This is a genomic window from Pedobacter sp., from assembly GCF_041645105.1.
Taxonomy (GTDB): Bacteria; Bacteroidota; Bacteroidia; order Sphingobacteriales; family Sphingobacteriaceae; genus Pedobacter.
This window is the reverse complement of the sequence record NZ_JBAZQQ010000001.1, coordinates 1,153,485-1,167,988: the sequence shown is the minus strand read 5'-3', so window position 1 is coordinate 1,167,988 and position 14,504 is coordinate 1,153,485. Positions and strand designations below refer to the sequence as shown.

The 14,504-nt window shown below is 37.9% G+C and carries 14 protein-coding genes; 6 read left to right on the top strand and 8 right to left on the bottom strand.

What is annotated here, in order from left to right; all coding sequences use genetic code 11:
* Positions 1 to 45: 45 nt before the first annotated feature.
* The 4 genes from argC to WC623_RS04950 all read right to left on the bottom strand — a co-directional run bounded on the left by argC (position 46) and on the right by WC623_RS04950 (position 4,523).
* On the bottom strand, positions 46 to 1,017 hold the full coding sequence (gene argC, locus WC623_RS04965; RefSeq protein ID WP_372848556.1) for an N-acetyl-gamma-glutamyl-phosphate reductase: 972 nt from the start codon (positions 1,015 to 1,017) through the stop codon (positions 46 to 48).
* Complete coding sequence (gene argG, locus WC623_RS04960) at positions 1,007 to 2,200, bottom strand: argininosuccinate synthase (protein WP_372848554.1); 1,194 nt, start codon at positions 2,198 to 2,200, stop codon at positions 1,007 to 1,009. Before argG ends, argC begins: the two co-directional genes overlap by 11 nt.
* Before the next feature lie 12 nt (positions 2,201 to 2,212).
* Positions 2,213 to 2,917 carry a GNAT family N-acetyltransferase gene (locus WC623_RS04955; RefSeq protein WP_372848552.1) on the bottom strand — a complete coding sequence of 235 codons (705 nt, stop codon included), beginning with the start codon at positions 2,915 to 2,917 and terminating at the stop codon, positions 2,213 to 2,215.
* 403 nt (positions 2,918 to 3,320) lie between these two features.
* Positions 3,321 to 4,523, bottom strand: a complete 1,203-nt coding sequence (locus tag WC623_RS04950; RefSeq protein ID WP_372848550.1) for an NAD(P)/FAD-dependent oxidoreductase — start codon at positions 4,521 to 4,523, stop codon at positions 3,321 to 3,323.
* Between the two features lie 93 nt (positions 4,524 to 4,616).
* Here WC623_RS04950 and WC623_RS04945 point away from each other — a divergent pair, with 93 nt between their 5' ends.
* From WC623_RS04945 to WC623_RS04935, 3 genes are all read left to right on the top strand, one after another.
* Complete coding sequence (locus WC623_RS04945) at positions 4,617 to 5,759, top strand: M28 family metallopeptidase (protein WP_372848548.1); 1,143 nt, start codon at positions 4,617 to 4,619, stop codon at positions 5,757 to 5,759.
* Positions 5,760 to 5,856: 97 nt separating this feature from the next.
* Positions 5,857 to 6,162, top strand: a complete 306-nt coding sequence (locus WC623_RS04940; RefSeq protein ID WP_372848546.1) for a YbaB/EbfC family nucleoid-associated protein — start codon at positions 5,857 to 5,859, stop codon at positions 6,160 to 6,162.
* A 42-nt stretch (positions 6,163 to 6,204) separates the two neighbouring features.
* Complete coding sequence (locus WC623_RS04935) at positions 6,205 to 6,882, top strand: metal-dependent hydrolase (protein WP_372848544.1); 678 nt, start codon at positions 6,205 to 6,207, stop codon at positions 6,880 to 6,882.
* A 262-nt stretch (positions 6,883 to 7,144) separates the two neighbouring features.
* Here the strand turns inward: WC623_RS04935 and polA are convergent, their stop codons facing one another.
* Positions 7,145 to 9,958 (bottom strand): DNA polymerase I, encoded by a 2,814-nt coding sequence (gene polA, locus WC623_RS04930; protein ID WP_372848542.1) that lies wholly within the window; start codon positions 9,956 to 9,958, stop codon positions 7,145 to 7,147.
* Positions 9,959 to 10,175: 217 nt separating this feature from the next.
* On the opposite strand from polA, the gene WC623_RS04925 reads away from it, so the two are divergent.
* Positions 10,176 to 10,949: a hypothetical protein gene (locus tag WC623_RS04925; RefSeq protein ID WP_372848540.1), complete on the top strand. Its 774-nt coding sequence runs from the start codon at positions 10,176 to 10,178 to the stop codon at positions 10,947 to 10,949.
* A gap of 102 nt (positions 10,950 to 11,051) precedes the next feature.
* The gene (locus WC623_RS04920) at positions 11,052 to 11,741 is read left to right on the top strand and encodes a hypothetical protein (protein WP_372848539.1); all 690 of its coding nucleotides are present in this window, start codon (positions 11,052 to 11,054) and stop codon (positions 11,739 to 11,741) included.
* A 10-nt stretch (positions 11,742 to 11,751) separates the two neighbouring features.
* On the opposite strand, the gene WC623_RS04915 is transcribed toward WC623_RS04920, so the two are convergent.
* The 3 genes from WC623_RS04915 to trmB are packed head-to-tail and all read right to left on the bottom strand — an operon-like array spanning position 11,752 to position 13,354.
* On the bottom strand, positions 11,752 to 12,312 hold the full coding sequence (locus WC623_RS04915) for a DNA-3-methyladenine glycosylase I (protein WP_372848537.1): 561 nt from the start codon (positions 12,310 to 12,312) through the stop codon (positions 11,752 to 11,754).
* Positions 12,313 to 12,362: 50 nt separating this feature from the next.
* Positions 12,363 to 12,689, bottom strand: a complete 327-nt coding sequence (locus tag WC623_RS04910; RefSeq protein WP_372848535.1) for an MGMT family protein — start codon at positions 12,687 to 12,689, stop codon at positions 12,363 to 12,365.
* A gap of 14 nt (positions 12,690 to 12,703) precedes the next feature.
* Positions 12,704 to 13,354: a tRNA (guanosine(46)-N7)-methyltransferase TrmB gene (gene trmB / locus WC623_RS04905; RefSeq protein WP_372848533.1), complete on the bottom strand. Its 651-nt coding sequence runs from the start codon at positions 13,352 to 13,354 to the stop codon at positions 12,704 to 12,706.
* A 194-nt stretch (positions 13,355 to 13,548) separates the two neighbouring features.
* On the opposite strand from trmB, the gene WC623_RS04900 reads away from it, so the two are divergent.
* Positions 13,549 to 14,478: a GDP-L-fucose synthase family protein gene (locus WC623_RS04900; RefSeq protein ID WP_372848531.1), complete on the top strand. Its 930-nt coding sequence runs from the start codon at positions 13,549 to 13,551 to the stop codon at positions 14,476 to 14,478.
* Positions 14,479 to 14,504: the final 26 nt, after the last annotated feature.

The following is a 14,504-nucleotide window of genomic DNA, read 5'->3' as shown; positions in this document are numbered from 1 at the left end:
ACTGATTTACATCAGCAATATGAAGCAATAGCGCACCGGGTTTAATTAAAACGCCGATGCTTTAAGCCGCAGTCCTGTACCCTCTTCTAATCCAAAAATTAAATTCATATTCTGCACAGCTTGTCCGCTCGCACCTTTCAAAAGGTTATCTATAACACTTACAATAAACAGCCTAGTACCATGTTTCTCTACATGAATCAATGCCTTATTGGTATTAACAACCTGTTTTAAATCAATATTCTTTTTGCTTACATGCGTAAAAACATGTGATTCATAATAATCCTGATAAATCTTTTGCGCTTCCTCAGCAGTCAAATCACTTTCAAGGTACATTGCAGCTAGAATTCCTCTTGTAAAATCACCACGTTGAGGAATAAAGTTTAGCACCTCATCAAAAGTAGGATCAAGCTGCTTAAGGCTTTCTCCAATTTCATTCAAATGCTGATGATCAAAGACCTTATACACAGAAAGGTTATTGTTACGCCAGCTAAAATGTGAAGTAGCTGATAAGCCTTGCCCCGCTCCAGTAGAGCCTGTAGTAGCATTCAGATGTACTTCGCTTTTTAGTAGGCCTTTTGCCGCTAATGGAAGTAGACCTAATTGAATACAAGTCGCGAAACAGCCAGGGTTAGCAATGTAACTTGCAGCTTTAATTTTTTCACGATTCAATTCAGGCAATCCGTAAACCCAACTGTTACCCGAATTAGCTTTTAATCTGAAATCCTGGCTTAAGTCAATAATTTTAATTGCCCCATCAATCTTATTTTCTTCCAGAAATTTCTTTGCATTTCCATGTCCAACACATAAAAACAACACGTCAACATCATTAGAAAGCTCATCAGTAAAACGAAGGTCAGTATCACCAAACAAATCTTCATGTACAGAAGAGATTAGATTACCCGCGTTACTGTTGCTATGTACAAACTTAATTTCTACTGATGGGTGGTTAATCAAGATGCGAATCATTTCGCCCCCTGTGTAACCTGCACCACCAATTATACCTGCTTTAATGTTCATTATCATTCACTTTATGCCAGATCATCACCTGGTTGCCAAAAATCTTTGAAAAACCTTTTACATCATCGCCACTCCATGAATTGTTCATTTCTCCATAGCTACCAAACTTATTGCTCATTAAGTCGTGTTCAGACTCAATACCAATGATATTGAAACGATAAGGTAATAACTCTACAAATACTTTTCCACTTACCATTTTTTGAGTGTCGGTTAAAAAGGCTTCAATATTACGCATGATGGGATCATGAAACTGTCCTTCATGCAGCCAGTTTCCATAAAAAGTAGACAATTGCTCTTTCCATGAAAGCTGCCATTTGGTTAATGTATGTTTTTCAAGCGTATGATGCGCTTTGATAATCACAATTGGAGCTGCAGCTTCGAAACCTACACGTCCTTTGATACCAATAATAGTATCACCAACGTGAATGTCTCTACCAATACCGTAAGGTTGAGCAATAGCCTGTAGTTTCTGAATAGCAGTAACCGGATCTAAGATCTCGCCGTCAATACCTACAATTTCACCTTTCTCAAAAGTAAGTTCCAATTTACGTGGACTTGTTTCCGTTACTTGTGTTGGCCATGCCTCTTCAGGTAAAGTTTCATGAGAAGTTAAGGTTTCTTTTCCACCAACTGAAGTTCCCCATAAGCCTTTATTGATTGAATATCTTGCTTTTTCTGCACTATACTCCACACCATGAGCATTTAAATATTCTATTTCCGCTTCGCGGGATAGTTTCATATCTCTTATCGGTGTAATGATCTCCACATTAGGAATGATAGTATTGAAAATCATATCAAAACGCACCTGATCATTACCAGCACCAGTACTACCATGAGCAACATAGTCTGCACCAATCTTTTTCACATAATTGGCGATAGCTGTTGCCTGGCTTACACGTTCTGCACTCACAGAGAGTGGATAAGTTGCATTTTTCAATACGTTACCAAACACCAGATATTTAATACAGCCGTTATAATAATTAGTAGTTTCATCAACTACAGCATGAGAAGCTACACCAAGGGCATAAGCACGCTTTTCTATTTCTTGAAGCTCTTCGTCAGAAAAGCCTCCTGTATTTACAATTACAGAATGTACTTCAAGTCCGCGGTCCTGAGCCAGGTAAATACAACAAAACGAGGTATCTAAACCTCCGCTAAACGCTAAAACAACTTTCTTCTTCATCTTATATAACAGCTATTTAAATAAAACACTAAACATTAAAAACAGGGCTTTCAATCCCTTTTTATTTTGTGGCTTTGACTTGAGTACCAACCTTTGCTTTATACGCATAAAACGTTCATATAGCTTTGGTTTTTTATGCAATTCTTCAGCAAACTTCTTTGCTACTTCATGTTTTTGCTGAACCGGATCATACAGCATCGCTGTACACATACAGTTTTTACGTTCCTTCATTTTTAAGATTTCGAAGTTCACGCAGCTTTGACAGCCTTTCCAGAATTCTTCATCCTGGGTAAGCTCTGAATAGGTAACCGGCTCATAACCAAGATCAGAATTAATCTTCATGACAGCTAAGCCTGTTGTTAAACCAAATATCTTGGCTTTTGGATATTTCTGTCGAGAAAGGTCAAAGATTTTGTGCTTAATGGCATTTGCCAGGCCTGCTTTGCGATACTTAGGACTAACGATTAGCCCTGAATTGGCAACAAACTGACCATGACTCCAGGTTTCAATGTAGCAAAATCCAGCCCATGAGCCATCCTTATGGAAAGCAATAACAGCTTTCCCATCGACCATTTTATTTGCTACATACTCCGGAGAGCGTTTAGCGATACCCGTACCTCGTGCTTTGGCTGATTCAGCCATTTCTTCACAGATTTCTTCTGCAAAGACACGATGTTCAGGAAGTGCAACTTGCACTATAAAATCGTTTATATTCATTAATATGATAACGAAAAAATATAAATGTTCTGATTAATTGTTTTTTGAGAGGCAATCCTCTTCGTAAATGACCTGGTAAAAGGAATTTACTCAGATCCGCGGCGTATAGGTTTGCCGGTTCGTAGTCACAAAAAACACGGGTTGTAAACGTTCAATAAACAGACTCCTTGAAGCAATATTCTTTGCTTCAACAATAGAAAGTTTATGCGTTGCGTGCTTGATCATTTTCTGTGTATAATAATTATTTGAATGAGTTGAGGCGCAAAGGTTTAAATAAATATTGAGTTGTGCAATACGTTTTTCATTTTTTTACATTTTTCAGTTGATTTTTATGATAAAAAAGCCATTGACAGTCATTTAAAAAACACACTTTATATTTTGATAATAAAAAACCGGTTTTAATTTAACGTCCAAACCTGAAATAATGTGATAACAGTTCGGGTTTTCCTTCCATCAGCCCAATAATTATATCGGCCCCTGCGACCGAGAAAGTAATCCCATTCCCTCCAAAACCCAGAAGGAAATAACTATCTGGAAATTTCGGATGAGCGCCAATATAAGGCAGCCCATCTTTTGTTTCTCCAAAAGTCCCACACCAGCAGAAATCTTCAATAAATGCAACATCAGGAAGATATTTTTTTAGTGTTTTTACCAGTCTGTCTTTCTTTTTTCCCAGCAATAAATCGCGCCTCACTGCATTTTTGAAGTCAACATCCTCCCCACCCACAAGTAGTCGTCCATCCTCAGTAGTACGCATATATAGATAAGGTTCATCAGTATTCCAGAACAATGTTTTTTCGCAAATAGCAGGATGCCTGTCCTCCTTTTCACTAATCATCGCATAAGTACTTTTCAAATTCACAATTTTATCAGGCAACATCCCCTGACTTTCATAGCCCGTACAATAAATGATCTTTTTAGCGGAAACTTCTGCTCCTGTTTGCATCAATACGCGAACACCACCCTTTTCATATTTAACTTTCTTCAACTCAGTCTTATCAAATATCCTTAAACCCCGTTCCATATTGTAATGCAACAGATCATGAGTCAGACAAAAAGCATCCACACTTCCCCCATCTGCCGATAATATACCTCCTTCTCCTTGTAGCCCATAGGCACTAGCCAATAGATCCTTATCTAACCACTTCACTTCAAAGCCTGCAGACATCCGAGCTTCGTATTCAGTTTTTAGCCATTTTACATCTTTACGGTTCCCGGCAAAATAAACAGACTCCTTTTTCTCGAATCCACAAGTGGACCCAATCTCCGCCACCAAATCTTCCAATTGATAAATGGCATCCCGGCAAGCGATATAACTCGCAATTGCCCCCTGCTCACCAATCAATTGTTTCAGCTTATAAAGGGGGACATCTATTTCATATTGTAACATCGAAGTCGTTGCGGATGTACTCCCGTTTGCAATTTCTCTTTTATCAATCAATATTGTCCTGTAACCGTTCTTTATTGCTGCATGGGCCATTAAGGCCCCTGTTATACCAGCTCCAACGATTAACAAATCTGCGTCCAAATCTTCCCTTAAAGAAGGATAAGAATGTTTTATTCCATTTTTAACTAACCAGAAAGGTTCATTCGAACGTACGTCCATAATTTTCAATTTTGCCTTTACAACAGTTAACAACTCAATCTGTTTGCATATATTTACCTAACACAATGAAATCTATACCCGACACCCTTTAATATGAAGAAGTGCCTGATCATTCTATGTCTGATTATTCCGCGACTGGTTTTCTCGCAAGACATTAATCTTGCCCGATCTATTGTAGATACACTTACCTCCAAAACAATGTGGGGTAGAGGTTATACCAATGATGGACTTAAAAATGCGGCTAATTATATCAATGCTCAATTTGAAACTTATGGTCTTAGTCCTATGAACGGGCAAATGTTCAAACAATCATTTTCTATACCTGTAAACACCTTTCCCGGTAGCATGGAACTGAGCATAAATGGCAAATCTTTTATCGCAGGAAAGGACTTCATTGTTATGCCGGAAAGCATAGGACGTAAGGCCAGTGGGAAACTAGAACAAAAAGACAGCAGCGTATTTATTTCTTCTGCTAATAGAATTGTAATGGTGCTGAAAGATAAACTGACCTGGTCTGTAAGCAACAAACAAGCAGATTATACAGGTATTGAGGTGATCCGAAAGTTAGTCGAAAAACCTGAAACCATCTATATAAATATTGAAAATCAATTCATTCCTGATTTTAAAGCTGAAAACATTGCAGGAATGGTTAAAGGCACAAAAGAGCCTGACTCCTTCATTGTGTTTACAGCACACTATGATCATTTAGGAGGAATGGGCAGTCAAACCTATTTCCCTGGTGCAAATGACAATGCAAGCGGTGTATCTCTTTTACTAAATATGGCCCGTCATTATGCTGCGAATCCAGCTCCTTATAGTATGGTATTTATTTGCTTTGCTGCTGAAGAAGCGGGATTGTTAGGCTCTAAATACTTTACAGAACAACCTCTTATTGATCTTAAAAAGATTCGCTTCCTTGTTAACCTGGACATGATTGGAACTGGAGATACAGGAATCACAGTGGTTAATGCGGAATACTATCCAAAAGAATTCACTTTGCTCAACGAAATTAATGACCAGCACAAATATCTATCGAAGATAAACCCAAGGGGGAGAACAGCAAACAGTGACCACTATTTCTTTTCTGAAAAAGGGGTTCCCGCTTTTTTTATTTATACCAACGGTGGAATAAGAGCTTATCATGACGTGAATGACTTACCCGGAACATTACCTTTCACGGAGTATGACGACCTCTTTAACCTTTTTCTAAATTTCAACAAGAAACTCACAGAGTAAAACCTTATAGCAAACAAATGATTGCTATTTTTCACTAAAAAAATCTAGTTTAAACCAATTTCCCTTAATTTCGTTGTTATTATAAAACAACCTGATTATGTTCGATAAATTGATGGCGGCCCAACAAAAAGCCGATGAAATAAAAAAACGTCTGGATACCATTTCCGTTTTTGGTGAAGTTGAAGGTGGAGCAATCCGTGTAACTGCAACTGCAAATAAAGCCATTACAGCTGTAGAAATTAATGATGATTTTTACCAACAGGCTGATAAAGAAGAGCTGGAAGAACTATTGCTTACTGCAATAAATAAAGCTTTAACGCAGGCAGAGCAGGTAAGTGCTACTGAAATGCAAGCTGCAACAAAAGATATGCTTGGTGGCCTTGGTGGTATGTTTGGACAATAGTCTTTTAAAAACCTGATGCTTTAATCTCTTATACAAACAAAAATGAAGTATACTTATTATGGCCAGTCTTGCTTCCTTCTGGAGGCCGATGGTAAGAAGTTTCTTTTTGATCCATTCATTACACATAACCCTTTAGCTAAAGATATTGACATCAATAGCATTGAGGCAGATTATATTTTGGTAAGTCATGGACACGCAGATCATATTGCAGATCTACCCGAAATTGCGAAACGCACCAATGCTCAGGTCATTGCACTGGTAGAAGTAGCAGAATGGATAAAGAAACATGATGTAAAAAATGTAACTGATATCAATTTTGGCAAGGCAAAATTTGATTTTGGGACCTTAAGAACGGTTTGGGCTGTACATTCAAGTAGCAATCCTGATGGCAGCTACGGAGGTAATCCTGCAGGCTTTGTATTAGAATTAGAGGGCAAATCTATCTATTACGCAGGAGATACGGCCTTAACTATAGAGATGAAAATCCTGGCCGATTTATATAACCTTGATTATGCAATTCTTCCTATCGGGGGGCATTACACCATGGATGTTGACGATGCATTGGTTGCGACAAAATATCTCGAATGCAGTAAAGTAATCGGTGTACACTACAATACTTTCCCTCCTATACAAATTGATACAAAAGAAGCACAAGCCAAATTCAATAGAGAAAATAAAACATTGCTATTACCCGCTATTGGAGAAAGCATAGAGCTTTAAATGCAACGAGTTTAAATTTAACCATAAAAAAGGGCTGTATTATTCGCCTCCTCATATCTTTGGCCCTGAAAAAGGGCAAAGCTATGCATGTCGTCTCACAACACAAGCCCTTTTTTATTAGCGCAGAAAAAAAGCAAGGTTACTAGGAAAGACCTAGAAAATTTTGCCCATTTAGCGAAGCGGGCAAAAGATTTCAGTCTTAAATAGTATCTTGCTTTTTTAGTTTCTTCAGAAGTTAATAAGCGGTGATTTGCAAAATAGACTAATGCGCTGCTAACCAATTATTCCCTTCGCCAATCTCTACTTCAATTGGTACATCAGTTTTAATTGCAGTCTTCATTCTATGAGAAATGATCTTCTTCATGGCCTCAACTTCAGTTTTTAGCACATCAAACACCAACTCATCATGTACCTGCATGGTCATTTTAGATTGAAGGCCTTGCTCTTTCATATCCTTATGGATGTTTATCATCGCCACTTTAATCATATCCGCAGCAGAGCCCTGAATAGGCGCATTAATAGCATTTCGCTCAGCAAAACCACGAACAGTCTGATTTGCAGAGTTTATATCGCGTAAATATCTTCTTCTACCTAAAATTGTTTCTACGAAGCCGTTTTCTCGGGCGAAATTCATCGTGTCAGACATATACCGTTTTATTCCTGGATATTGTACAAAGTATTGTTCAATAATTGCTGCAGCTTCCTTTCTAGGTATCCCTAAGTTTTGAGATAGCCCAAAAGCTGATTGTCCATAGATAATACCAAAGTTTACTGCTTTTGCATTACGGCGCTGTGTGGAGTCTACATCCTCTATAGCAACACCATATACTTTAGCCGCAGTGGCCGTGTGAATATCAATACCTTGATTAAAAGCTTCAAGCATATTTTCCTCTTTACTGATTTCTGCAATAATCCTAAGCTCTATTTGAGAATAATCCGCAGAGAGTAATACGTGATTTTCATCCCTTGGAATAAAGGCTTTACGCACCTCCCTACCACGTTCTGTACGGATAGGAATATTTTGCAGGTTGGGATTATTGGAACTTAATCGACCTGTTGCGGCTACTGCCTGGTTATAGCTGGTATGTACACGTCCTGTTTTCGGATTTAATAGTAGCGGCAAAGCATCTACATAAGTTGATTTAAGCTTTTGTAGTTGGCGGAAATCGAGGATATCCTGGACAATGTCGCTTTTACTTGCAAGTGCCAGCAATACATCCTCTCCTGTCTGATATTGCCCCGTTTTAGTTTTTTTAGCCTTTGGATCTAATTGCAATTTATCAAAAAGTACTTCTCCAAGTTGCTTTGGTGACGCCAGGTTAAACTGAACACCACATTTCTCATACACATTCTGTTCAAACCTTTTGATATCAGTTTCCAGTTCCTTCGAGTAATTAATTAAAGTATCGATATCAATTCTTACACCCTCAATTTCAATATCAGCCAACACGTATATTAAAGGGTTTTCAACCTCTGTAGCCAATTTCTCAGCATTCAGATCCTTTAACATCGGGATAAATACATCTGCAAGCTGTAAAGTAACATCAGCATCCTCTCCTGCATAATCTACCACCTTTTCTACAGGCACATCCCTCATATTTCCCTGATTCTTACCTTTGGCACCAATCAGTGTGGTAATAGATATTGGGGAATAATTAAGATAGTTCTCTGAAAGAACATCCATATTATGTCGGGTATCCGGATCAATAAGGTAATGGGCAAGCATTGTATCAAACAACCTTCCCTTAACTGATACGCCGTACCATTTTAATATCAGCATATCATATTTAATATTCTGACCTATTTTAAGAATGTTCTCATCTTCAAGTACCGTTCTGAACTCCTCAACAATCTTTAAAGCTTCTTCACGATCTGCAGGTACAGGAATATAATATCCTTCCCCAGCCTTAATACTAAAAGAAAGGCCTACCAGATCAGCAAGATTTGCATCTGTTCCCGTTGTTTCAGTATCAAAAGAAATACGCTCTTGCTTTTTCAACAACTCAATCAGCGACTTTCTTAACTCCACCGTATCTGCCAACATATAATTATGCGGGGTATTTTCTATAGTATTTAATACTTTTACTTCAGGCAATTCCAACACTTGTTCAGGAGGTGTAATGACTTCAGTGTAAGTAATGGTTTCACTGACCACATTGCCAAAAAGATCGGTTTGCTGAGAAATAACAGCTGTTCCTTTATTGAACCCTTCACCAAAAACTCTTTTACCTATGGTTCTGAACTCCAATTCCGCAAATAAAGGCTCCAATAGTTCCCGACTTGGTTCCTCAAGTTCCAACTCCTTTTCATTAAATTCTACTGGAACATCTAAAATAATTGTAGCTAATTTTTTAGAGATCAATCCCTGCTCAGCATAGGTTTCTACATTCTCACGCTGCTTTCCCTTTAATTCATGTGAATTTGCAATGATGTTTTCTACAGAACCATATTGTTTGATAAGGGATTTCGCTGTTTTTTCTCCTATTCCTGGAATACCAGGGATATTATCTACCGCATCCCCCCAAAGTCCTAAGATATCTATTACCTGAGTTACATTTTCAATCTCCCATTTTGCCAAAACTTCTGGCACACCCATTATCTCCATTTCATTACCCATCCGTGCGGGTTTGTAAATGAAAATATTATCTGATACCAACTGAGCAAAATCCTTATCAGGCGTCATACAATATACCATAAAGCCTTCTTTCTCGGCTTCTTTTGCTAATGTCCCAATAATATCATCTGCTTCATAGCCATCCTTAGTGATTACCGGAATCTTGAACCCTTCTATTAATTTAAAAATATAAGGTAGGGCTGCCGACAAATCTTCCGGCATAGCTTGTCTATGTGCCTTATATGCTTCAAAATCGATATGTCTTTCAGTAGGCGCATCGGTATCAAAAACTACCGCAATATGAGTAGGACTTTCTTTTTTTAGTACCTCCATTAAAGTGTTTGCAAACCCCATCACCGCAGAGGTATTGATTCCCGTTGAAGTAAACCTTGGGTTTTTACTTAATGCAAAATGCGCTCTGTAAATCAGCGCCATACCGTCAAGAAGAAAAAGTTTTTTCATCAATTTATCGTTTGATTTTTATCAGTAATGAACCTGTTATGAGCAACATTCCAGTTATAATAATACTGACGGCTTTATAATCGATTCATATACCTGTTTAATAATATCAGGATAAAGGTACTAATACTCCAGGGATCAAATTATAACCTTTAAATATTTTTTCTGATCTGTTATGAAATCTATCTATTATAGTCATCCTAATAATAAACCGAATGATATGAAGAAATTTCTTACGCTAATCCTGATATTCCTGAGCATTGGCTCCAGGGCACAAACTCCATCAAAAGAATTATTGAAAGCAACTACTTTTAACGGGCTTGAAGACAAAGTTAAACCAGGTTACGGAACTAAGACTGATCCCATACCTTCCGGGGCTTTTAAATACATTTCTGAAAGTCCAAAAATGCACACAAGGATGTTAAAACTCAAAAACAGTTACAGATGGCCCAATGGAGAAAAAATAGATTTTTCAAAAAGATTTAGCACGCGAAACGAAGCTGGAACGGGTATAGTAGATTGCTATTCTTTGATTAAGCCGGGAACGACAGATACCATCTTCCTATTTGTAGATCCATATAAGGAAGAAACTACTTATTTTGTGCCAGAAGGCCTAACAGCGGTCACTTTGCCCGTTATTAAAGATGAACTTCAACCTCTTATTAAACAAATTGACGAGAGCAAAGTTGCGACAGACGTCTTCCCTTCTAAAGAGATAACAATGGAACTGTTAGGTTATATGTATAACCACTTTGGCGTATCATTATTTATGGATCCCGACAAACTTAGCGCAGTAGTAGCTGATAAGGAGGCAGATAAAGAATTGACTTCAAATCTATCGCGCTATTATATGATCAGCAAGTTTTATGCATACGCTAAAGACATCCAAGACCCTAAGCAATATGCTTTCGATCAGATGAAAGTCGCTTTTCAGAAATATATCCAACTCCATCCTGAAGTCAAAATTGGAGATTTACATCTAGCTTTCCAGTAATTGTTGCATCGAGAAACAACAAACAGAGAATAATTCCCGTTATTTGATTATTTTAATTATGTCAGGCCCTTTTATAGAATAGGAGCTATTAAAAAACAAACAATGAAACGAATTAAAACACTCGCTTTGCTCTTATCGCTTTTGATGATCGTATTTGCCGCACAAGCACAAGATGCGGTAGTAATTTCTGATGGGAATTTTGTGCGTGGCACCATTCAAGGTACTGATTTTTCAACAGTTATTCTTAAAAATGAGGATGAAACACTTTCACAATTTAAAGCCAAAGACATTAAAGAATTTTTGTGGAATGGGGAAACTTATATTAGTAAGCCTATTGTGGTAAAGAAACGGATGGAACACCGCTTTTTTCAAGTGATTGAACGTGGCACTGTAAACCTATACAGCATTGGTGGCAGTGCAGCTGTTGATGCGCCACAACCTAAAAGAGCGCGCATCAGACCCAGTGTTGGTATTGGTGGTGGTACAGGGGGATTCGGTGGAATTGGTGGAGGCGTTGGCATCAGCTTAGGTGGGGGCAGGAACAGAGAGGATAATCAGCCACGACAAGCGGGCCCAACAGCCTATTTTTTAGAAAGATTTGGTACAGGACCTATGGTTGAAATACCTGTAAATAGCGGAAACTCTGACAATAAAAATCAATTGATTAAAAATGCATTATTGCAAAAGCTAACGAATGATGAAGATTTGACCGAGCGCATAAAAGCCACAGAAACTTTTGATGCGAAACTGATCAAAGCTTTTGTGGCAGCTTATAACGAAATGCACAAATAAGCTTATTGGACTATCGGCAGATACAATCTGCCACATGATCATTTACCATCCCTGTCGCCTGCATATGTGCGTAGCAAATCGTAGTACCAAAGAATTTAAAACCCCGCTTCTTCATATCCTTACTAATGGCATCAGACAATTCAGTTCGTGCAGGAACATCTTTTAAAGTGAGCACTTTATTCTGAATTGGTTTCTGATCAGGGATAAACCCCCATATATAATCAGAGAAAGAACCAAACTCCTTTTGTATCTCTATAAAATGCCTGGCATTACCAATAGCCGCTTTCACTTTTAGCTTATTCCTGATAATACCCGAATCATTCATCAGACGTTCTTCATCAGCTTCAGTAAACGCTGCGACCTTTTTTACATCAAAATCAGCAAACGCTTTTCTGTAACCATCTCTTCTTTTTAAAATGGTAATCCAGCTTAAACCAGCTTGAGCACCTTCAAGAATTAAGAATTCAAATAAAGTTTTATCATCATAAACCGGCTTGCCCCATTCTTCATCATGATATTTGATATACATTGGGTCTGTTCCGCACCAGCCACATCTAATTTCCTGCCTCATATTCTTTACAATTTCTAGTCCTAATTAATGCATGATCTCTCTTCGCTTGTTTATATCTCAATCAACGGATCCCAGAAATACTTTTTAAAATTCTGTATTTTATCGCCTTTTACCACAATCCCCTCTTTTTCCAATAGCTCTTGCATCAGGTCAGGGGTTTTGAAATGGAACTTACCAGTAAGCAATCCAGCGCTATTTACAACTCTGTGGGCCGGGATTGGCGGATGAGCCAGTGGAGCATTACTCATAGCATAACCAACCATACGGGCTGAGCCCCCTGCACCCAGGCTTTTAGCGATAGCTCCATACGACGTTACCCTCCCTTTGGGGATTAGCCTTACTACCTCAAAAACCTGGTCATAAAACGATTGTTCCATTTCTTTTATGATTATTAATCTAAAGAGAACTGTATATAATTGATGCTTTTATCATGTTTTAAATAAATCCGTTCATAATGCGTCTTAATGGAAAGAACCGAATCGTAAAACTCTGAATGATACAATTGATCTGTTTTCTTATGGCATTTTAAACCCAATTCTTCAACTTTCTCTACTGTATAAAGATACAATCCGTCATTATCAGTTTTCAAATTTATTTTACCACCAGGCTTTAAAAAAGTCTTATACTTATCTAAAAATCCAGGGAAAGTTAAACGCTTCTTTTCACGGCTCTCCTGAGGTTGAGGATCAGGAAAGGTTATCCAGATCTCATCCACTTCATTTTCACTGAAATAATCCACAATATCTTCTATCTGAATTCTTAAAAAAGCCAAATTGGCAATTCCTTCATCCACACCTGTTTTAGCACCCCTCCAAATCCGGTTCCCTTTCAGGTCCACACCGATAAAGTTTTTCTCAGGGAACATCTTTGCAAGATTAACAGAATATTCTCCCTTACCACATGCCAGTTCCAACACAATTGGATGGTCATTTTTAAAATGTTGTGATGCCCATTTACCCTTTAACTCTTTACCAGCCTCCAACTGGTAAACATTAGGGAAAGTATCTATTTCGGCAAACTTTCTTAATTTGTCTTTACCCACTACTATAATTTTTATACAAACTTAGACAATAACTCTTTTATACACCTCGTCATCCTTAATTATTCATTAATTTATTTCATTATGAACCTCTCTTGTTGATTTTTAAGACAAATAAGTCGCTAATATGTATTTTTAATGTTCAGATCATAGGATGACGTGGGGATTTAGTATTTTTGTATATTATTAAGGCATACGTGGAAAAAAACGCAAAAATTTATATCGCAGGACACCGTGGAATGGTTGGGTCTGCAATTTACAGAAAGCTGCAAAAAGAAGGATATAATAACCTTATAGTAAAAACTTCAGCAGAGCTTGATTTACGCGATCAACAGGCGGTTACCGATTTTTTTAATAGGGAATTTCCTGAATATGTGTTTCTGGCAGCGGCAAAAGTTGGAGGAATTATAGCAAATAATACCTACCGTGCCGACTTTCTATATGAAAACGTGTGTATCCAAAACAATGTAATTCACGAAGCTTATAAAACCGGTGTTAAAAAGCTAATGTTTCTTGGCTCCAGTTGTATTTATCCTAAGCTGGCTCCTCAGCCTTTAAAAGAAGAATATTTACTTACTGGTCCTTTAGAAGAAACCAATGAGCCTTATGCCATCGCTAAAATTGCAGGCATTAAAATGGCCGATGCCTATCGTGCTCAATACAATTGTAACTTCATTTCCGTAATGCCGACTAACCTATATGGTTACAATGACAATTATCATCCACAAAATTCACATGTATTGCCAGCATTGATTCGCAAATTTCATGAAGCCAAGGTAAACAGCAGCAGTGAGGTCAACATATGGGGATCAGGAACGCCAATGCGTGAGTTTTTATTCGCAGATGATCTTGCTGAAGCTTGTTATTTCTTAATGCAGAACTATAGCGAAGCGGGCTTAATCAATATTGGAACCGGAGAAGATTTAACCATTAAAGACCTTGCGCTTTTGATCAAAAAAGTTGTAGGATTTGAAGGTGAATTAACTTTCGACAGCAGTAAACCAGATGGTACTCCTCGTAAATTAATGGATGTATCTAAGCTACATGCGCTGGGCTGGAAACACAAAGTGGAACTGGAAGAAGGAATTAAACTAGCTTACGCAGATTTTCTGGCTAAACATAGTTAAAATTGATACATTTGCTAAAGATAAAT